Annotated in this window: 8 protein-coding genes; all 8 read left to right on the plus strand. The window is 38.9% G+C overall.

The window, feature by feature from the left end:
- The first annotated feature begins 16 nt into the window (after positions 1-16).
- On the plus strand, positions 17-3,292 hold the full coding sequence (gene rexB / locus ADG81_RS04310; protein ID WP_049551017.1) for an ATP-dependent nuclease subunit B: 3,276 nt from the start codon (positions 17-19) through the stop codon (positions 3,290-3,292).
- On the plus strand, positions 3,289-6,939 hold the full coding sequence (addA, locus tag ADG81_RS04315; RefSeq protein WP_049551010.1) for a helicase-exonuclease AddAB subunit AddA: 3,651 nt from the start codon (positions 3,289-3,291) through the stop codon (positions 6,937-6,939). Before rexB ends, addA begins: the two co-directional genes overlap by 4 nt.
- 17 nt (positions 6,940-6,956) lie before the next feature.
- Positions 6,957-8,135, plus strand: coding sequence for a hypothetical protein (locus tag ADG81_RS04320; RefSeq protein WP_049551011.1), 1,179 nt, complete (start codon positions 6,957-6,959; stop codon positions 8,133-8,135).
- Between the two features lie 243 nt (positions 8,136-8,378).
- A complete protein-coding gene (gene zmpA / locus ADG81_RS04325) occupies positions 8,379-14,789 on the plus strand; it encodes a zinc metalloprotease A (RefSeq protein ID WP_049551012.1) in 6,411 nt (2,136 codons plus the stop codon).
- A gap of 43 nt (positions 14,790-14,832) precedes the next feature.
- Positions 14,833-20,358: an SIALI-17 repeat-containing surface protein gene (locus ADG81_RS04330; RefSeq protein ID WP_049551013.1), complete on the plus strand. Its 5,526-nt coding sequence runs from the start codon at positions 14,833-14,835 to the stop codon at positions 20,356-20,358.
- A gap of 248 nt (positions 20,359-20,606) precedes the next feature.
- The gene (gene ylqF / locus ADG81_RS04335; protein ID WP_049551014.1) at positions 20,607-21,458 is read left to right on the plus strand and encodes a ribosome biogenesis GTPase YlqF; all 852 of its coding nucleotides are present in this window, start codon (positions 20,607-20,609) and stop codon (positions 21,456-21,458) included.
- On the plus strand, positions 21,445-22,224 hold the full coding sequence (locus ADG81_RS04340) for a ribonuclease HII (protein ID WP_049551015.1): 780 nt from the start codon (positions 21,445-21,447) through the stop codon (positions 22,222-22,224). Before ylqF ends, ADG81_RS04340 begins: the two co-directional genes overlap by 14 nt.
- 16 nt (positions 22,225-22,240) lie before the next feature.
- Positions 22,241-23,791: a ClC family H(+)/Cl(-) exchange transporter gene (locus tag ADG81_RS04345; protein WP_049551016.1), complete on the plus strand. Its 1,551-nt coding sequence runs from the start codon at positions 22,241-22,243 to the stop codon at positions 23,789-23,791.
- The last annotated feature ends 84 nt before the right edge of the window (positions 23,792-23,875 follow it).

Below are 23,875 nucleotides of genomic sequence, written 5' to 3' on the forward strand. Positions count from 1 at the left end.
TTCCAACGAGGCAGAGATGAAATTACTTTATACTGATATTCGGACTTCTTTGACAGAAATTCTAACTAGAGAGTCGGAGGAGCTAGTTGCTGCTGGCAAGCGAGTCTTCTACATCGCCCCCAACTCTCTTTCATTTGAAAAGGAACGCGCCGTGCTGGAATGCTTGTCCCAGCAGGCTTCTTTTGCGATTACCGTCACGCGCTTTGCTCAAATGGCTCGTTACCTGATTTTGAATGACTTGCCTGCCAAGACTAGTCTAGATGACATCGGTCTTGGGATGGCCTTTTACAAATGCCTCACCGAACTTGATCCCAGGGACTTACGTGTTTATGGAGCTATCAAGCAGGATCCTCAATTTATCCAGCAGTTGATTGAATTGTACCACGAGATGACCAAAGCTCAGATGACTTTTTTGGACTTGGAGAGTTTGACGGATGAGGACAAGAGGGCCGATTTAGTCTTGATTTTTGAGAAGGTAACGGCCTACCTCAATCAAGGTCAGTTGGCTCAGGGAAGTCAGTTATCCCATTTGATTGAGGCTATTGAGAATGACAAGGTAAGTAGTGATTTTACTCAAATAGCCTTGATTATTGATGGATTTACCCGTTTTTCTGCTGAGGAAGAGCGAATTGTGGACCTACTTCATGGTAAGGGTGTTGAGATTGTCATTGGAGCCTATGCTAGTAAGAAAGCCTATACTAGCGCTTTTAGCGAAGGCAATCTCTACCAAGCCAGTGTGGAGTTTCTCCATCATCTAGCCTCTAAATACCAAACTCCTGCTCTGGATTGTTCTCAAACTCATGAAAAGATGGATAGTTTTGACAAGGCCTCTCGTTTGCTGGAGTCTTCTTATGACTTTTCAGACCTCACTTTGGAGATCGATGAGAAGGACCGTGAAAACCTGCAAATCTGGTCTTGTTTGACACAAAAGGAAGAGCTGGAGCTGGTGGCTCGGAGTATTCGTCAGCGATTACATGCAAATCCAGACCTGAGCTACAAGCATTTTCGTATTCTCTTGGGGGATGTAGCTTCTTACCAGTTATCTCTCAAAACCATTTTTGACCAGTATCAGATTCCTTTCTATCTTGGTAGAAGCGAATCCATGGCGCACCACCCTTTAACTCAGTTTGTCGAGTCTATTTTAGCTTTAAAACGCTATCGTTTCCGTCAGGAGGATTTGATAAACCTTCTTAGAACAGGTCTATATACCGATCTTAATCAGGCTGATATTGATGCTTTTGAGCAATATATCCGCTATCTTGGTATCAATGGCTTACCAGCCTTTCAGCAAACCTTTACCAAATCCCACCATGGAAAATTTAATTTGGAACGTTTAAATGCTCTTCGTCTGCGTATTTTAACACCTCTTGAAACCCTCTTTGCCAGTCGAAAACAAAAGGCTGAAAATCTCCTACAAAAATGGAATAGCTTTCTAAAAGAAGGAGAGGTGACCAAGCAGTTACAAGATTTAACAGCTACCATGAAAACCCTAGAGCAGGAAAGACAGACTGAAGTTTGGAAGGCATTCTGCCATGTTTTAGAACAATTTGCGACTGTTTTTGCTGGTTCATCAGTTAGTCTAGAGGACTTTCTTGCCTTGCTTCATTCTGGAATGAGCCTATCTCAGTATCGCACCATTCCAGCAACAGTAGATACCGTTCTGGTACAGAGCTATGATTTGATTGCCCCTCTGACTGCTGACTTTGTCTATGCCATTGGGCTGACTCAGGACAATTTACCAAAAATTGCGCAAAATACCAGTATTTTGACAGATGAAGAAAGACAAAGCTTAAACCAAGCGACGGAGGAAGGGGCACAATTGCTGATTGCCAGCAGTGAAAATCTCAAGAAAAATCGCTATACTATGCTTTCCTTGGTCAATTCTGCTCGTAAGCAGTTGGTCTTGTCGGCTCCAAGCCTTTTTAACGAAAGTGAAAGTAAGGAATCTGCCTATCTTCAAGAGTTGGTCCATTTTGGATTTAGTCGGAAAGAGAAGAGGATGAATCACAAAGGGCTGTCTAAGGAAAATATTGGGTCCTATCATAGTCTTTTGTCTAGTCTGGTTGCCTATCACCAGCAGGGCGAGATGAGTGAGACTGAGCAAGATTTGACCTTTGTCAAGGCTCTGGCGCGTGTGATGGGTAAAAAACTAGAACAGCAAGGTCTGGAAAATCCAGCCCTCCCAACCAGCCCAAGCAGTAAACCCTTAGCAAAGGACACCTTACAGGCTCTCTATCCTGCTGAACAGGAATTTTACCTGTCTACCTCTGGTTTGACGGAGTTTTACCGCAATGAATACAGTTATTTCCTCCGCTACGTGTTAGGCTTGCAGGAGGAATTGCGCCTACGTCCTGATGCCCGCAGTCACGGAAATTTCTTGCACCGTATCTTTGAACGTGCCTTGCAGTTGCCTGATGAAGATTCCTTTGACCACCGTCTAGAACAAGCTATCCAAGAAACCAGTCAAGAACGCGAATTTGAGGCTATTTATCAGGAAAGTTTGGAAGCCCAGTTTACCAAGGAAGTTCTGCTTGATGTGGCGCGGACAACTGGACATATTCTCCGACACAATCCAGCCATCGAAACCATCAAAGAAGAAGCAAATTTTGGTGGAAAAGAGCAGGCCTTTATTCAATTGGACAATGGGCGCAGTGTCTTTGTACGAGGCAAGGTGGACCGAATTGACCGTTTGAAAGCTGATGGATCGATAGGAGTAGTAGACTACAAATCCAGTCTGACCCAGTTCCAGTTTCCTCATTTCTTTAATGGCCTCAATTCTCAGTTGCCAACTTATCTAGCTGCCTTAAAAAGAGAAGGGGAGCAGAACTTTTTTGGTGCCATGTACTTGGAAATGGCTGAGCCTGTCCAATCTTTGATGTCCGTTAAAAGTCTGGCAGGTGCAGTAGTAGAAGCTAGCAAGTCAATGAAATACCAAGGCCTCTTTTTAGAAAAAGAAAGCAGTCATTTGGGTGAATTTTACAATAAAAATAAAGCCAATCAGCTGACGGAGGAGGAATTCCAGCTCCTACTGGACTACAATGCCCATCTTTACAAGAAAGCTGCTGAGAAGATTTTAGAAGGTCAGTTCGCCATTAACCCTTATACTGAAAATGGCAGAAGTATTGCACCGTATGTTCAGCAACATCAAGCCATCACAGGATTTGAAGCCAATTACCATTTGGGGCAAGCCCGTTTCCTAGAAAAGTTGGACTTAACTGATGGCAAGCGTCTGGTCGGAGAAAAACTCAAGCAAGCTTGGTTTGAAAAAATAAGAGAGGAGTTGAATCGATGAAGCCTATTCCCTTTTTAACTGAGAAGGAAATTCAAAAATTGCAAGACGCAGAAGCAAATTCGAGCAAGGAACAAAAGAAAACTGCCGAGCAAATTGAAGCCATCTACACTTCTGGTCAGAATATCCTCGTTTCAGCATCGGCTGGTTCTGGGAAGACTTTTGTCATGGCAGAGCGCATTCTAGATCAATTAGCGCGTGGAGTGGAAATCAGTCAACTCTTTATCTCAACCTTTACCGTTAAGGCTGCCACAGAGCTTAAAGAACGTTTGGAGAAAAAAATAAGCCAACAAATCCAAGAAAGTAGCGATGTTGACCTCAAACAACACTTGGGTCGCCAGTTGGCAGACCTACCCAACGCTGCCATCGGTACCATGGACTCATTTACACAAAAGTTCCTTAGCAAACACGGTTATCTACTTGATGTTGCTCCTAATTTCCATATTTTACAAAACCAGAGCGAGCAACTCCTTCTAAAAACCGAAGTCTTTCATGAGGTCTTTGAAGCCCATTACCAAGGTAAACAGAAAGAGACCTTTAGTCATTTGCTGAAAAATTTTGCAGGGCGTGGCAAGGATGAACGTGGTCTGCGCCAGCAGGTCTACAAAATCTATGACTTCCTCCAATCCACCAGCAATCCTCAGAAATGGCTGAGTGAATCTTTCCTCAAAGGCTTTGAAACAGCTGATTTTACTTGTGAAAAAGAAAAACTGACCCAACAAATCCAGCAAGCCCTTTGGGATTTGGAAAGCTTTTTCCGTTATCATCTGGATAACGATGCCAAGGAGTTTCCAAAAGCTCCCTATCTAGAAAATGTTCAGTTGGTTCTGGATGAAATTGGCTCCCTAAATCAGGAGTCCGATAGTCAGGCTTATCAGGCAGTGCTTGCGCGTGTTGTCGCCATTTCGAAAGAGAAAAATGGTCGGGCTCTGACAAATGCGAGTCGTAAGGCTGATTTGAAACCACTGGCCGATGCCTACAACGAAGAGAGAAAGACCCAGTTTGCTAAACTAGGACAACTGTCAGACCAGATAACCATTCTCGACTATCAAGAACGTTATCATCAAGACATCTGGGAACTAGCTAAGACCTTCCAAACCTTCATGAGTGATTTTGTGGAGGCTTATCGTCAGCGTAAACGTCAGGAAAATGCCTTTGAATTCGCTGATATCAGCCATTACACCATTGAGATTTTAGAAAATTTCCCGCAAGTTCGTGAGGCTTATCAGGCTCGCTTCCACGAAGTCATGGTCGATGAGTATCAGGATACCAACCACATTCAAGAACGGATGTTGGAATTGCTGTCGAATGGTCACAATCGCTTTATGGTGGGGGATATCAAGCAGTCCATCTACCGTTTCCGTCAGGCAGATCCCCAGATTTTCAATGAAAAATTCCAACGCTATGCGCAAAATCCCCAAGAAGGAAGGCTCATTCTCCTCAAGGAAAATTTCCGTAGTAGTTCAGAAGTGCTGTCAGCAACTAATGATGTTTTTTCACGCCTTATGGACCAAGAAGTCGGCGAAATCAACTATGATAGTATGCACCAGCTTGTTTTTGCCAATAGTAAACTGACTCCCAATCCAGACAACAAGGCAGAATTTCTCCTCTATGACAAGGACGATACAGGTCAGGAAGAAGAGAGCCAAGCAGAAACGAAATTAACTGGTGAAATGCGCTTAGTTATCAAGGAAATCCTTAAACTTCATCAGGAACAAGGTGTTGCCTTTAAAGAAATCGCCCTTCTGACCTCCAGCCGCAGTCGTAATGACCAGATTCTTCTCGCCCTGTCTGAGTACGGGATTCCTGTTAAAACCGACGGAGAGCAAAACAATTATCTCCAATCCCTAGAAGTGCAAGTCATGCTAGACACTCTTCGTGTCATTCATAATCCCCTGCAAGACTATGCCTTGGTTGCCCTTATGAAGTCTCCAATGTTTGGCTTTGATGAGGACGAGTTAGCACGTTTATCTCTTCAGAAAGCGGAGGATAAAGTCCAAGAAAATCTCTATGAGAAACTGGTCAATGCACAAAAAATGGTAAGTAGCCAAAAAGTCTTGATTCACTCAGCTCTAGCTGAGAAACTAAAGCAATTCATGGATATCTTGGTTTCTTGGCGCCTGTATGCCAAAACCCACTCCCTATATGACTTGATTTGGAAGATTTATAACGACCGTTTTTATTATGATTATGTGGGGGCTTTACCAAATGGTCTTGCTAGACAGGCTAATCTCTATGCACTAGCTCTACGTGCTGATCAATTTGAAAAGAGCAATTTCAAAGGCTTGTCGCGTTTTATTGGTATGATTAACCAAGTTTTAGAAGCTCAGCACGATTTGGCAAGCGTGGCTGTCGCACCGCCAAAAGATGCAGTAGAGCTCATGACCATCCACAAAAGTAAAGGGCTAGAGTTTCCTTACGTCTTTATCCTCAATATGGATCAAGATTTCAACAAGCAAGACAGCATGTCAGAGGTCATTCTCAGTCGTAAAAACGGTCTAGGTGTCAAATATATTGCCAAAATGGAGACAGGAGCAGTGGAAGATCACTATCCTAAAACCATCAAACTCTCCATTCCTAGCTTGACCTATAGGCAGAACGAAGAGGAATTACAGCTGGCAAGCTATTCAGAGCAGATGCGTCTGCTGTATGTTGCTATGACACGGGCTGAGAAAAAGCTCTATCTTATCGGTAAGGGTTCTCGTGAAAAGCTGGAAGCCAAGGAATACCCAGCAGCTAAAAATGGAAAACTAAATAGCAACACTAGACTTCAAGCCAAGAATTTCCAAGATTGGATTTGGGCTATCATTAAAGTGTTTGCCAAGGATCATCTCAACTTTAGCTATCGTTTTGTTGGTGAAGATCAGCTGACTAGAGAAGCTATCGGAGAGTTGGAAAACAAGAGCCCTCTACAAGATAGCTCTCAAGCAGACAACCGCCAGTCTGAAACCATCAAAGAAGCTCTGGAAATGCTGAAAGAGGTGGAAGTTTATAATACTCTTCACCGCGCAGCCATTGAGCTTCCTAGTGTTCAAACCCCAAGTCAAATCAAGAAATTCTATGAACCAGTTATGGATATGGAAGGTGTCGAGATTGCAGGTCAAGGCCAGTCAGTAGACAAGAAAATTAGCTTTGAGTTACCAGATTTTTCAACCAAAGAAAAGGTAACAGGAGCTGAGATTGGTAGTGCTACCCACGAACTCATGCAGAGAATTGACCTAAGTCAGCGACCAACCCTTGCTAGCCTGACAGAAACTCTCAAACAAGTTCAAACCAGCCCAGCTGTCAGAGACAAGATCAATCTTGCTAAAATTCTTTCATTCTTTGACACAGCACTTGGTCAAGAAATTCTTGCTAATACAGACCATCTTTATCGCGAGCAACCTTTCTCCATGCTCAAACGAGATCAAAAGAGTCAGGAAGACTTCGTTGTCCGTGGAATCTTGGACGGCTATCTGCTTTATGAGGATCGTATCGTTCTTTTCGACTACAAGACAGACCGCTATGACGAGCCAAGTCAACTCATAGACCGCTATCGTGGTCAATTAGCCCTTTATGGAGAGGCTTTATCACGAGCCTATTTGATTGAAAATATTGAAAAATACTTGATTTTACTCGGTAAAGACGAGGTTCAAGTTGTAAAAGTATAATCTAGAAAGGAGACCTCATGACACTTCCAGTTAGAAAATCCCTGCACGATGCGGTTTTACAGGCTTCAAAAGCCGATACTTGGGAACAGGCTACCAAGGAATGGAATGAAGTTTCCTTGATTTTTAATGGTATCGGCCGTAGCAATTGTGTTTGTGGGAATGCTATCAAATACGCCTACGAACTCTTTAACGGTGTCACAGGCCAACGCCTCTTTCCAATCGGCAGCGATTGTGTTCGTCATTTTCATCGATTGTCCCTTGACCAGCAACTAGAAGAGGAAGAAAAATTACTCAGAAAGGTTGAAAATCTTACCAGAAAAGCCCAGAAAAAGGAAAAAATCAAGGTCAATAAAAGTGACTTTGACGAGCGACTTCTAAAATGGCTCTGGGAAAAAGGCGTTTTCAAGCCTAATCGTGGCAATCAGTTCGCACCTGAGAGAGACTACCAACTCTTCCTAGAAGTCTTTCAAGGAGGAAATTGGACCAAGGCTGAGCCAAAGAAGAAGGCTCGCATGGAAGAAGTCCTTGAAAAATGCATTAAGCCCTTTTTACTTGGAAAACCGGATGATCAACTCTACCTTGTCAAGCTAGGCAAGGAGAAAATTGACTACGAACAAGAACTCCGTATCCAGGCAGAGAAAGAGCGCAAGAAGAGGGATAAAATCGCCAAGCAATATGCAGACAATCTGGTCCTAGCCATGGGACCAGCAGAGCGTGCCTATCAAGACTACTTTGGCTTTACAGAAACCCTAACTCAAGTAGAACGCAAGTGGGAGAAAATCCTTTTTGGTAAAAATCGAACAGAACGTACTATCAAGGCCAAACAATACCAAAAAGAGCTGGAAAAAGACCAACGAATTGCTAGTCAGAATCCAATTGAAAGAAAGCAGAAGCAGACCTGGCTTCTCAATTCCTATTTTCGTGAGCTTCCTGACGAAAAATCCCGCTTTGCTCGACTCTTATTAGAATATCGAAAAAGTGGAGAAGTGCCATTTTCAACTGAATATCTGTCAGACCATCTTCTCGACTTTTTCTATAAAATGAAAGCCTTTGAGTTTGAAATCGCACCAGAACAAGTTCGAGATTTTCTAAAAGAAAGCCTCCAGGCAGATCATCTATCCTCAGCACAAGAAAGCTGGATAGAAGGAATACTTATCAACTGTATTAAACCATTTTTAGAACGATTATTGATATAAGTAACACCTACCGTGGAAATGCCATGGTAGGTTACATTTTATCCAAAAAGAGAAAATAGGAAATGGCAAACCCTGCTCCTTCGTATTTTATATATAAAACAAAGTATGAAAACGTAAAGCAATTTTAAGACTTTTTTGTAAATTAAGAGTATAATTAAAGTGTGTTACCTTTTTATAAAATAACAAGCTAATATAATAAATTTTAGCTTGCATATTTTTAAAATTTTATTTCAAGGAGGAATCATGGAAAAGTATTTTGGTGAAAAACAGCAGCGTTTTTCATTTAGAAAATTATCAGTAGGACTTGTATCTGCGACGATTTCAAGTTTATTTTTTATGTCTGTTTTAGGAAGTTCATCTGTGGATGCTCAAGAGACTAAAGGTGTTCACTATAAATATGTGACAGAGTCAGAGCTATCATCAGATGAGCAGAATAAGCTTATCTATGATATTCCGACATACGTGGAGAATGATGATGAGACTTATTATCTTGTTTATAAATTAAATTCCCAAAATCAACTGGGGGAATTGCCAAATACTGGAAGCAAGAATGAGATGCAAGCCCTAGTTGCTGGTGCTAGCTTAGCTGCTCTGGGAATTTTAATTTTTGCTGTTTCCAAGAAAAAAGTTAAGAATAAAACGGTATTACATTTAGTATTGGTTGCAGGAATAGGAAACGGTGTTCTTGTATCCGCTCATGCTTTAGAAAATAATCTTTTGCTAAATTACAATACGGACTATGAATTGACTTCTGGAGAAAAATTGCCTCTTCCTAAAGACATTTCAGGTTACACATATATTGGATATATCAAAGAGGGAAAAACTACTTCTGAGTCTAAAGTAAATAATCAAGAGAAATCCGTAGCCACTCCTACAAAACAACAAAAGGTGGAATATAGTGTTACACCGAATTTTGTAGAGAATCCATCAACAGTACAAGCTATTCAGGAACAAACACCTGTTTCTTCAACTAAGCCGACAGAAGTTCAAGTAGTTGAAAAACCTCTTTCTACAGAATTAACGAATCCAAGAAAAGAAGAGAAACAATCTTCAGATTCTCAAGCACAGTTGGCAGAACACAAGAATCTAGAGACGAAGAAAGACGAGAAAGTTTCTCCAAAAGAAAAGACTGGGGTAAATACATTAAATCCACAGGATGAAGTTCTATCAGGTCAGTTGAATAAACCTGAACTCTTATATCGTGACGAAACTATAGAAACAAAAATAGATTTTCAAGAAAAAGTTCAGGAGAATTCTGATTTAGCTGAAGGAACTGTAAGAGTCAAACAAGAAGGTAAATTAGGTAAGAAAGTTGAAATCATAAGAATATTCTCTGTAAACAAGGAAGAAGTTTCTCGAGAAATTGTTTCAACTTCAACAACTGCGCCTGTTACAAGAATAGTCGAAAAAGGTACTAAAAAAGCGCAAGTTATAAAGGAACAACCTGAGACTGTCACAGAACATAAGGACCTACAAGCTGGATCTATTGTTAAACCCGCGGTCCAACCAGAGTTACCAGAGGCTGTAGTAAGTGATAAAGGCGTACCGGAAGTCCAGCCAGCGTTACCGGAAGCAGTCGTAACAGATAAAGGGAAACCTGAAGTTCAACCAGCGTTGCCAGAGGCTGTAATAAGTGATAAAGGAGAACCAGAAGTTCAGCCTGAATTGTCAGCAGCAGTAGTGACAGACAAAGGCGAACCAGAAGTTCATGAAAAACCAGAATATACAGGTGTACAAGCCGGAGCTATTGTTGAACCTGAAAAAGTTGAACCGGAATATGCTGGAGTACAAGCTGGGGCTGTAGTAGAACCAGAGAAGGTAAGTCCGCCAAAAGAGTACACAGGTGTGCAAGCCGGAGCGATAGTCGAGCCAGAAAAAGTAGAAGCACCGAAAGAATATACAGGAGTACAAGCTGGGGCGATAGTCGAACCAGAAAAAGTAGAACCACCGAAAGAGTATACAGGGGTTCAAGCTGGAGCGATAGTCGAACCAGAAAAAGTGGAACCACCGAAAGAATACACAGGGAAAATTGAATCACCGAAAACAGAGAAGCCTAAACCTGCAGTAGAGTTAAACAATACAACAGAAAACAATAATGTAGAAAAAAATGCTAGTGCACTTCTTCGAATGAATTTTGTTAAAGATAACAAAGCATTATCAGGAACGGGTTCAGCTACTTTTATAGCTCCTAACGTATTGTTGACAGTAGCGCATAATTTTATTAATAATTCTTCAGATAACACTACTGGTGAGTTTAGGGGAGATAAAGCTAAAAACACATATGAATGGCAGTCACCTGATGGACAAAAAGGTTCATTCACTTCAGATGATATTCACTTCTATAATCAAAAAGATTATCCAAAAGGCTTTATCTACGATTTAGCAGTTATTAAATTACCTGAATCTACTAGAAGACAGTATGCCAACTTAGTAGAAAATTACTCGAAAGTAAATGTTAATGACAAACTAAATGTTCATGGATATCCTGCTGGGCAGTATACTCACTTAAAAGATACTACTGTAGAAATGGAACAAAAATACGCTAATAATACTTATGGTGTCCAATACCAAGGTGGAAAAGCTGGTATGAGTGGTGGAGGAATCTTTAACTCTAAAGGAGAAGTCATTGGTATACACCAAAATGGAGCTGAAAATCGTTCAGGAGGATTGATTTTATCTCCAACACAATTAGCTTGGATTAGAAGTATTATAAACGGTAAAGAAATTACACCTAAATATGATGCTCTTGAACGTCATAAAGATGAGAAAAAAGATGACACTAAAGAAGAGAAAGAAATTGTTAAAAAATTAGAACTTAGAAATATTTCTTCTGTTGAACTATATTCGAAAGAAGGAGATAAGTATCGTCATGTAACTTCACTTTCAAGTGTGCCAAACATCTCTTCAAATTACTTTATGAAAGTTAAGTCAGAGAATTTTAAGGATGTAATGCTTCCAGTTGAAAGTATTACTAATGATAATAAAGATAATAGAGAAGTCTATAAAATAGTGGCTCGCGTAAATAATTTGATACAACATGAAAATGATAGAGTATTAGATAATTATACATACTACCTACCTAAGACGGTAAGTAGTGAAAATGGTGTTTATACATCATTTAAAAATCTTGTAGATGATATGAATAGTAACCCACATGGTACATTTCGTCTAGGGGCGACTATGGATGCTCGTGAAGTAGAACTTTTGGAAGGTCAAGAAAGTTATATTAATCACGAATTTAGTGGTACATTAATAGGTTCAAACAAGGATAAGAACTATGCTGTATATAACCTGAAAAAACCGTTATTTAACGTTTTAAATCATGCTAATATTCGAGATCTTTCAATAAAAGAAGCAAATGTTTCTTCTAAAGAAGATGCTGCTACAATAGCGAAAGAAGCGAAAAATGGTACTAACATTACTAATGTTCACTCATCTGGTGTAATTGCTGGTGAACGTGGCATTGGTGGTTTAGTTTCACAAGTTACAGATTCTAAAATCTTGAATAGTAGTTATACTGGTAGAATAACTAATACTTATGACACAAAGGCTACTTATCAAATAGGTGGTTTAGTTGGTAAACTTTCAGGAGCTAGAGCTTCAATTGATAGATCAGTTTCGTCTATTGATATGGCGACAAATGCTAATCAAGGAGACCAAATTGTTGGTGGTATAGCGGGAGTTGTTGATGATAGAGCGACAATCAGTAATAGCTATGTTGAAGGTAATGTTAATAATGTGAAACATTTTGGTAAAGTTGGTGGAGTCGTTGGTAATCTTTGGGATAATTCAGGAGAAGTTGAAAATTCAGGTCGACTATCTGATGTGCTAAGTGATGTTAATGTTACTAATGGGAACGCTATAGTTGGTTATGATTTTAATGGTATTAAAGCATTTAAGACATATAGTAATAAAAATAATAAAGTAGTAAATGTAGTTCAAGTGGACGATGAACTTGTAACTAAAGATTCAGATGTACAAAGAGGTACGATATTAGAATCTGACAAAGTGAATGCTAAAAAAGTTGAGTTAGTTTCTAAACAAAGTACTAAAGTAGAAGACTTCAATTTCTCTTCTAGATATGTAACTGACTATAGAAATCTTGAAAATGCCGATTCATCAAAAGAACAAGTTTATAAAAATATTGAAAAATTATTACCATTCTATAATAGAGAAACAATAGTTAAGTACGGGAATTTAGTAGAGACTAGTAGTAATCTTTACAAAAAAGAATTATTATCAGTAGTTCCTATGAAAGATAAAGAAATAATTAGTGATGTTAACGGAAGTAAATCAAGTATAAATAAACTATTACTATATTACACGGACAATACATCAGAAACGATAAATATACAATATCAAAGTGATTTTTCAAATGTAGCAGAGTATAGTTTGAATGGTACAAAATTAATTTACACACCAAATACATTACTTCGAAATTATAAAAATATTTTAGATGAAGTATTACCAGAATTAAATAAAGTAGAATATAAATCAGATGCAATTAGAAAAGTATTAGATATTTCTAAAGGTATTAGTTTAACAGAGTTATATCTAGATGAACAATTCGACAAAACAAAAGCAAACATTGAAGATAGTTTATCAAAACTTCTTTCTGCTGACGCGGCAATAGCTGAAAATAGTAATTCAATAATTGATAATTATGTAATAGAAAAAATTAAGAATAATAAAGAAGCGTTACTTCTAGGTTTAACTTATCTAGAACGTTGGTATAATTTTAAATATGATAATGCAAGTGCTAAAGATTTAGTTATGTATCACTTGGATTTCTTCGGTAAATCAAATAGTTCAGCCTTAGATAATGTTATTGAACTAGGTAAGTCTGGCTTTAACAATTTATTAGCGAAAAATAATGTAATTACTTATAATGTATTATTAGCGAAAAATTATGGAACTGAAAGTTTATTTAAAGCATTAGAAGGATATAGAAAAGTATTTTTACCAAAAACTTCTAACAACGAGTGGTTTAAAAAACAAACAAAAGCTTATATAGTAGAAGAAAAATCTACGATTAAAGAGGTAAGTGATAAACAATCAATAGCAGGTAGTCCATATTCTATTGGTGTATATGATAGATTAACTAGCCCATCATGGAAATATCAAAGTATGGTGTTGCCGTTATTAACACTACCTGAAAAATCTGTGTTTATGATAGCGAATATCTCTACTATTGGATTTGGTGCATATGATAGATATAGAAGTAAAGAATATCCTAAGGGAGAAAAATTAAATAAATTTGTTGAAGAGAATGCACAAGCAGCGGCTAAACGATTTAGAGACCATTATGATTATTGGTATAAAATTCTAGATAATGAAAATAAAGAAAAATTATTTAGAAGTATCCCAGTATATGATGCATTTAGATTTGGAAATGATGAAGATAATAAGTTACAAGAAGCTAACTTTGAAACTAATCATCCAGCAATAAAACATTTCTTTGGTCCAGCAGGTAATAATGTAGTTCACAATGCTAATGGTGCATATGCAACAGGGGACGCATTCTACTATATGGCTTATCGTATGCTTGATAAATCTGGTGCGGTAACATATACGCATGAAATGACGCATAACTCAGATAGAGAAATTTATCTTGGTGGCTATGGTCGAAGAAGTGGCTTGGGACCAGAGTTCTTCGCAAAAGGCTTATTGCAAGCACCAGACCATCCAAATGACGCAACCATCACCATCAACTCGATCTTGAAACATTTAAAATCGGATAGCAAAGAAGGAGAACGATTACAAATACTCGATCCAACTACGAGATTTAATAGTGCAGATGATTTGAAGCAATATGTCCACAATATGTTTGATGTTGTCTATATGTTGGAATATCTTGAAGGACAATCAATCATTCAACATTTATCTAATTCAGAGAAAATGACTGCACTGAGAAAAATTGAGAATGTATTCGTCAAGGATCCAGATGGAAATAACGTATATGCAACAAATGTTGTCAGAGATCTAACAGTAGAAGAAGCTAAAAAACTACGTTCATTCAATGATTTGATTGATAATAATATTATTTCGTCTAGGGAATATGCGTCAAAAACATACGAAAGAAATGGCTATTTTACTATAAAACTATTTGCGCCGATTTATGCAGCATTAAGTAATGATGACGGAACGCCAGGTGATCTAATGGGACGTCGTATGGCATATGAACTATTAGCTGCTAAAGGATTTAAAGATGGTATGGTACCATATATTTCAAATCAATTTGAACCCGATGCTAGGGAAAATAATAAAACGATTAGCTCATATGGTAAAACAAAAGGGTTAGTGACAGATAAATTGGTACTTCAGAAATTATTTAATGGACAATACCACACTTGGAGTGATTTTAAAAAAGCTATGTATACAGAGCGTCAAACTAAGTTCAATAAATTGAACAAAGTTACCTTTAATGATACAACACAGCCATGGACTTCCTTTGCAAGAAAAACTACTAGTAGGATAGAGGATTTACAGAGTTTAATGGATATTGCTGTCCGTCAGGATGCAGAAGGAACTCATTGGGATAACTATAATCCAGAGACTGACAGTGCGGTTCATAAGTTGAAGAGAGCGATTTTTAAAGCTTATCTTGACCAAACCGATGATTTTAGAAGTTCAATTTTTGATAATAAAAAATAGTATTTACTATTAGGAAATAAAAAGCAAATGTAGAGGATTAGAATTGTCATTATTAAAAAAAGATAAATTTTCCATTCGGAAAATAAAAGGTATTGTTGGTTCAGTATTTCTTGGGAGTCTTTTATTTGCACCCTCAGTTGTGAGGGCATCCACATATCACTACTTGGATTATGCTAATTTGACGCAAAATGAACGTGCTCACCTGAAATCAGGTACTCCTGATGAATCAAAAGAGTCATATGCCTTGATTTATGAAAAAGACGCATTACCAAACACAGGAAGTTCTCAATCTATTATGACTGTATTTGGTTTATTGACCATCGCTAGTATTGTTGTAGTTATTACAAAAGATAAGAGAAATAAAAAAATAGCTACATTTTTGATTGTAGGGGCGACAGGTTTAGTTACACTATCAACTGCTTCAGCACTTAATTTGAATACTAACATTCATGAGTCTGGTCGTGATGGTGTGTTGCAAATTTCTGGTTACAGATATGTTGGTTACCTGGAGCTTGATGATAGAACTGTTTTGTCGGTTTCTCCGGCATCAACTGTTTCGCCAGTTGAGCAACCCAAAGTTGTGACAGAGAAAGGCGAATCTAAGGTTCAACCAGCATTACCGGAAGCGGTTGTAACCGAAAAAGGGAAACCAGAAGTTCAACCAGCATTACCTGAAGCGGTTGTGACTGATAAAGGGGAACCAGAAGTTCAACCAACATTACCTGAAGCGGTTGTGACTGATAAAGGAAAACCGGAAGTTCAACCAGCATTACCAGAAGCGGTTGTGACTGATAAAGGCAAACCAGAAGTTCAACCAACATTACCAGAAGCTGTTGTGACTGATAAAGGGGAACCAGAAGTTCAACCAGCATTACCTGAAGCGGTTGTGACTGATAAAGGGAAACCAGAAGTTCAGCCAGCGTTACCAGAAGCTGTTGTGACTAATAAAGGGAAACCAGAAATTCAGCCAGCGTTACCAGAAGCTGTTGTGACTGATAAAGGGGAACCGGAAGTTCATGAGAAACAAGAATATACAGCTCCAATTGACGGTAATCTTGTTGAACCAGAAGTTCATGAAAAACCAGCATACACGGAACCTGTAAGCACCACAGGAGTAGATGAAAACGGAAACTTGATTGAGCCACCTGTTATTGACATTCCAGAGTATACTGAACCAATATCTACAGTTTCAGAAGTTGCACCAGAAAGAGAAGAGTTGCCTTCTTTACACACTGACATTCGTACAGAGACTATTCCTAAAACGACTATAGAAGAATCTGATTCTACCAAATTTATAGGCGATGATTCTGTTAAACAAGTTGGTGAGGATGGCGAACGTCAAATTGTTACTAGCTATGAAGAGTTACATGGCAAAAAAATCAGTGAACCAGTTGAAACCGTAACTGTGTTAAAAGAAATGAAGCCTAAAATTCTTGTAAAAGGTACAAAAGAAAAGACTAAAGAAAAAACAGCTCCCGTTTTGACTTTGGAACGAACAGATACAAATGTATTAGACCGCTCCGCAAATCTTTCTTATCATTTAGTTAATGCAGATGGAGTCAAGATCAATAAAATTACTGCGACAATTAAAGATGGAAATGAAATTGTCAAAACAGTAGATTTAACTTCAGAGCAATTAAATAAGCAGGTAGAAGATTTAAAATTCTACAAGGACTATAAGATAGAAACCACTATGACCTATGACCGTGGTAAGGGAGAAGAGACTGCAACATTAGAAGAGAAGCCACTTCGCTTGGATTTGAAAAAAATTGAGTTGAAAAACATTGCCTCAACAAATCTTGTAAAAGTTGAAGAAGATGGAACAGAAACATTGAACGACTTCCTGACTGAGACACCAACAGAGACTGAAAAATACTATCTCAAAGTGACTTCTCGGGATAACAAAGTGACTCGTTTAGCAGTTGATAAAATCGAAGAGATTAATCAGGCTGGCCAAGTTCTCTACAAAGTAACCGCAAGAGCTGTTGACCTTATTCAGCATACTGACCCAAGTAAGATACGAAATGAGTACGTTTATTACATGGAAAAACCACGACCAAAGGTTGGAAATGTATATTACAACTTCAAAGAACTCATTGAAGATATGCAGAAAAAACCTGATGGTGAGTTTAAACTTGGGGCTGACTTAAATGCAACTAACACACCAACCCCGAACAAATCATATGTGACGAATGTGTTCAAAGGAAAATTATTGAGTGATGGAAGTAATCACTTCACTATCCATAATCTAGCACGGCCATTATTTGCAAGAGCTGAAAATGCTCACATCCATGACATTAATCTGGGTAATGTAAACATAAACATGCCTTGGGCTGACCGAACAGCACCACTCGGTGAAAACTTTAAGAATTCAACAATAGAAAATATCAAAGTGACTGGCCAAGTTGTTGGTAACAATGATGTGACGGGTATGGTGAACAAACTTGACGAATCCATCATGCGCAATGTTGCTTTCATTGGTAAAATCGAAAGTGTGGGTAACAAAGGTTGGTGGTCTGGTGGACTTGTCAGCGAAAGTTGGCGAAGTAATGTTGATAGCTCTTATGTAGATGCAAATATTAAGGCAAACAACGCCAAATTCGGTGGACTGATTGCGAAAATCGACCACGGTGTAAACCCTATGGATGTAAAACAAAAAGGTCACTTGACTAAATCCGTTGTTAAAGGATCCATGACTCTCAAAACAAATAACCAAAGCGGTGGACTCATTCACGATAACTACAATTGGGGATGGGTTGAAAACAACATCAGCATGATGAAAGTAAACAATGGTGAAATCATGTACGGTTCCGGTTCAGTGGATTCGGGCGACCCAGACTTTGGATTCCATTACTTCAAGAACAATGTATATGTGAAAGATGTTGCGTCAGGCAATGTTTCATATGAACGTTCAAAACAAATTCAGGGTGTAGATCAAGCTGAAGCTGATAAACGTATCGCAACCTTCAATATCACTGCTGATAAGTATGAAATCACAGATCCTCTTGTGAATAGACTTAACAACCTAACAACTCGTGATAATGAGTATAAAACAACTCAAGATTATGACGCAACGCGTGAGCAGGCATACCACAACATTGAGAAACTACAACCCTTCTACAATAAAGAATGGATTGTAAACCAAGGTAACAGATTGGCTACAAGTTCAAACCTAATGACTAAAGAGGTGTTATCTGTAACAGGTATGAAGAATGGTCAGTTTGTGACGGACTTATCAGATATTGATAAGATTATGGTTCACTATGCGGATGGCACTAAAGAAGAAATGGTAGTTACCGCTAAAGCTGATTCTAAAGTAGCTCAAGTAAAAGAGTATGATGTAGCAGGTCAAAACATTGTCTATACACCAAATATGGTTGTTAAAAATCGAGACAAACTGATTGCAGATGTGAAAGAAAGACTTTCAAGTGTTGACCTAATTTCAGCTGAAGTACGCGCGTTAATGGATATACGTAAGAAGGCAGGAGAAAATACAGATGCTCGTAAAGATGGATATATTCGTAATCTATACTTAGAAGAAAGTTTTGCCGAAGTGAAGCAAAATCTAGATAAGTTAGTCAAATCCTTGATCGAAAATGAAGACCATCAATTGAACGGTGATGATGCCGCGATGAAATCGCTACTCAAGAAAGTAGAAGATAACAAAGCTAAAATCATGATGGGTCTAACTTATCTTAATCGTTACTATGATATCAAATATGGTGATTTGAGTATCAAGGATATGATGATGTTCAAACCTGATTTTTATGGTAAAACACCAAGTGTCATCGACCGTTTGATTCAAATTGGGTCAAGAGAGCATTTCTTGAAAGGTGATCGTACACAAGATGCCTACAAAGAAGTGATTGCTGGTGCAACTGGTAAAGGTGATTTACGTAGCTTCTTAGACTATAACATGCGTTTGTTTACAGAAGATAAAGATTTGAATGACTGGTTTATTCATTCTGCGAAAAACGTTTATGTAGTAGAACCTGAAACAAGCACGGAAGCCTTTAAAGATAAGCGACATCGTGTATTTGACGGTTTAAACAATGACGTTCACGGTCGTATGATTTTACCATTGCTCAACTTGAAGAAAGCCCATATCTTTATGATTTCAACCTATAACACGATGGCTTATAGCTCATTTGAGAAATATGGTAAGAACACTGAAGAAGAACGTAAGGAATTGAAGAAACGTATTGATGAAGTCGCTAAAGCGCAACAAACTTACTTAGATTTCTGGTCTCGTTTAGCTCTTCCAAGTGTTCGTAACAAACTTTTGAAGAGCGAATATATGGTGCCAACACCTGTTTGGGATAATCAATCTTATGCAGGAATTAAAGATGCAAATCGTCAAGGTTATGGAAAAGGTGGAGCCGTGGTATCTCCTATTCGTGAACTATTCGGCCCGACTGACCGTTGGCATCAAGTTAATGGAGCTATGGGAGCGATGGCAAAAATCTACGAAAAACCGTGGAAAGATGAGCAAGTATACTTCATGGTAACCAATATGCTTGACCAGTTTGGTATTTCTGCCTTCACACATGAAACCACACACATTAATGACCGTGTAGCTTACTTTGGAGGACATAACCATCGTCAAGGTACGGATTTGGAAGCCTTTGCTCAAGGTATGTTACAAACTCCTGATAAGTCAACAACAAATGGTGAGTATGGTGCATTAGGTATTAACATGGCCTACCATCGACCAAATGATGGAAACCAGTGGTATAATCCAGACCCTGACAAACTTCAAACACGCGATCAAATCGACCACTACATGAAGAACTACAATGAAGCTATGATGATGCTTGATTATGCAGAAGCTGAAGCTGTGCTTCCTAAGGTTAAAGGTGACAATAGTAAGTGGTTCAAGAAAATTGACCGCGAAACACGTCGACCTATGGATAGAAATAAACTAGGTGCTCCTCACCAATGGGACAAAGTGCGTGACTTGACAGACGCTGAGAAAGCAACCAAGCTGGAAACCATCGATGACTTGGTAAATAATAATTTCATGACCATTCACGGAAATCCAGGCAATAAAGTCTTCCACCCAGAGGACTTTGGTACAGCCTATGTCAATGTTAATATGATGGCGGGTATTTACGGTGGTAATACGAGTCCAGGTGCCCCCGGTTCTCTATCCTTCAAACATAATGCTTTCCGTATGTGGGGTTACTTTGGCTATGAAAATGGATTTATCGGATATGTATCTAGTAAATACCAAGGTGAAGCGGATAAACAAAACCAGGGTAGATTGGGTGATGATTTCATTATCAAAAAAGTTTCAAACAACCAATTCTTAAACCTTGAAGATTGGAAGAAACATTGGTATCATGATGTGAAAGCCAGAGCTGAAAAAGGATTCACAGAGATTACAATTGATGGACAAACCATTCACAATTATAACGAATTGAAAGCCTTATTCGACAAAGCTGTCACAGAAGACCTCAAGAAAGATGGAAACTACTCAAATACTGAGAATTTGAAATCCAAAGTATTCAAAGCCCTTCTTAAAAACACAGACGGTTTCTTTAACCAACTGTTTAAAAAAGACATTTAAATGTTTAAAATATAAAGGAGGCAGTTTTTTGCTCCCTATGAAAAGTCATCATTTGATGGCTTTTTTCTATACAGGGAGCTTAAAAGGCTATCATCAGACAAAATAGAGAAGGCATGATATAATATAAGGTAGATTTCTATGTAATTAAACAAGAACTGTTTGGACATCATTTGAAAACTCTCTATGTTCAAGCTATAGTAAAATAAAATAAGTTCTCTAAACCCTTGCTACGAAAGGAAAAAAACTCAATGGCTACTATTCAATGGTTTCCTGGTCACATGTCTAAAGCGCGTCGACAGGTGCAGGAAAATTTAAAATTTGTTGATTTTGTGACGATTTTGGTGGATGCACGCTTACCTCTATCTAGTCAAAATCCTATGTTGACCAAAATTGTTGGTGACAAACCAAAACTTTTGATTTTAAACAAAGCAGACTTGGCCGATCCAGCAATGACCAAAGAATGGCGTCAGTATTTTGAATCACAAGGAATCCAGACTCTGGCTATTAACTCCAAAGAGCAAGTGACTGTAAAAGTTGTAACAGATGCGGCCAAGAAGCTCATGGCTGATAAGATTACTCGTCAGAAAGAACGTGGTATCAAGATTGAAACCTTGCGTACCATGATTATCGGGATTCCAAATGCTGGTAAATCCACTCTCATGAACCGTTTGGCTGGTAAAAAAATTGCCGTTGTCGGTAATAAACCAGGGGTTACCAAGGGGCAACAATGGCTCAAAACCAATAAAGATCTTGAAATCCTAGACACGCCAGGAATTCTTTGGCCTAAGTTTGAAGATGAAACTGTTGCGCTTAAGTTGGCCCTAACTGGAGCTATCAAAGACCAGCTGCTTCCTATGGATGAGGTAACTATTTTTGGTCTCAATTATTTCAAAGAACATTATCCAGAAAAGCTGGCTGAACGCTTCAAACAAATGAAAATTGAGGAAGAAGCGCCTGTTATTATTATGGATATGACACGTGCCCTCGGTTTCCGTGATGACTATGACCGTTTCTACAGTCTCTTCGTGAAGGAAGTCCGCGACGGCAAACTCGGTAACTATACCTTAGATACATTGGAAGACCTCGATGGTGACGATTAAAGAAATCAAAAAACTCCTTGCTACTGTCAAGGAGTTAGATAACCCTATTTTTTTAGAACTCGAGCAGGATAATCGTTCTGGAGTTCAAAAGGAAATCAGCAAGCGTAAAAAAGCCATTCAGGCAGAATTGGATGAGGATCTTCGTTTGGAATCCATGCTTTCCTATGAAAAAGAACTTTATAAGCAAGGATTGACCTTAATTGCAGGTGTTGATGAGGTTGGTCGTGGTCCTCTTGCTGGTCCTGTAGTCGCTGCAGCTGTTATTTTACCTCAAAATTGTAAGATTAGAGGCCTCAACGACAGCAAGAAAATTCCTAAAAAGAAACATCTGGAGATTTTCCAAGCCGTTCAGGAGCAAGCCTTGTCAATCGGCATTGGTATCATGGATAATCAGGTCATCGACCAAGTCAATATCTATGAAGCAACCAAACTGGCCATGCAGGAAGCAATCTCCCAGCTCAGTCCTCAACCTGAGCACCTTTTGATAGATGCCATGAAACTGGATTTACCCATTTCACAAACATCTATCATCAAAGGAGATGCCAACTCCCTCTCTATCGCAGCAGCATCTATAGTAGCTAAGGTGACACGTGATGAATTGATGAAAGAATTCGACCAGCAATTTCCAGGCTATGATTTCGCTGCTAATGCAGGATATGGAACAGCTAAACACCTGGAAGGACTGAAAAAACTAGGAGTTACACCAATTCACCGAACAAGTTTTGAACCCGTTAAATCACTGGTTTTAGGAGAAAAAGAAAGTTAAATTAGAAGGAATGATTATGGAGGAACAGTCAGAAACACTCAGTTCCAAGAAAGAATTTGCCTTTGCCTCGAGTACCATATTATCCCAAGTTGGACGAGGAATCATTGTTGGTCTCGTTGTTGGAATTATCGTTGGATCCTTTCGTTTCTTAATCGAAAAAGGCTTCCACCTGATACAAGGACTTTATCAAGATCAAGAGCATCTAGTGCGCAATCTTTTTATTATTGGTCTATTTTATTTAGTAGTTTGTTGGCTCAGTGCGAAATTAACTCGATCAGAAAAAGATATCAAAGGCTCAGGAATTCCTCAAGTCGAAGCTGAATTAAAGGGACTCATGACCCTCAACTGGTGGGGCGTACTTTGGAAAAAATATATTCTAGGAATTTTGGCTATTGCTAGTGGCCTTATGCTAGGGCGTGAAGGACCAAGCATTCAACTCGGAGCGGTTGGTGGTAAAGGAATTGCCAAGTGGCTTAAATCCAGTCCAGTAGAGGAACGCTCCTTGATTGCTAGTGGAGCTGCCGCTGGTCTAGCTGCAGCCTTTAATGCACCGATTGCAGGACTTCTCTTTGTTGTAGAAGAAGTCTATCACCATTTTTCGCGCTTTTTCTGGGTCTCAACTCTAGCAGCTAGTCTCGTAGCAAACTTTGTCTCTTTGCTCATATTTGGCCTAACACCCGTACTGGATATGCCAGACAACATCCCACTCATGACCCTAGACCAGTATTGGATTTACCTCCTCATGGGAATTTTTCTAGGACTTTCTGGTTTTATCTATGAGAAAGCTGTACTCAATGTCGGTAGAGTTTATGACTGGATAGGTCAAAAAATCCGTTTGGATAGAGCTTATTACCCAATTCTTGCCTTCATTCTCATCCTACCAGTCGGAATCTTCTTACCTCAAATCCTTGGTGGTGGAAATCAGCTGGTTCTTTCCTTAACTGAGCAAGATTTTAGTTTCCAAGTTCTATTAGTTTACTTTTTGATTCGCTTTATTTGGAGCATGATTAGCTATGGAAGTGGCCTGCCAGGAGGAATTTTCCTACCAATTTTGGCACTTGGCTCCTTACTTGGTGCCCTAGTTGGTGTTATTTGTGTCAATCTTGGACTTGTCAGTCAAGAGCAATTCCCTATATTTGTCATTCTAGGAATGAGTGGCTATTTTGGAGCAATATCCAAGGCTCCCTTAACTGCTATGATACTCGTAACTGAGATGGTAGGAGATATTCGCAACCTCATGCCACTTGGCTTAGTAACCCTAGTTGCCTACATCATCATGGATCTGCTCAAAGGTGCACCAGTCTATGAGGCTATGTTGGAAAAAATGCTGCCAGAAGAAGCAACAGATGAAGGAGAAGTTACCCTCATTGAAATCCCAGTTTCTGACAAAATCGCTGGAAAACAGGTTCATGAACTCAACTTACCACATAACGTACTCATCACCACCCAAGTCCATAACGGTAAAAGCCAAACCGTTAACGGTTCAACCAGAATGTATCTCGGAGATATGATCCACCTGGTGATTCCAAAAAGTGAAATTGGGAAAGTCAAAGATTTGTTGTTGTAGGAGTTTTTACATAATTTGTGTTATGTAAAAAGGCTCTTTGTCAACTGTAGTGGGTTGAATAAAAGCTAAAACCGAGAAAGGACA

This window comes from Streptococcus pseudopneumoniae, assembly GCF_001070815.1.
GTDB lineage: Bacteria > Bacillota > Bacilli > Lactobacillales > Streptococcaceae > Streptococcus > Streptococcus pseudopneumoniae_P.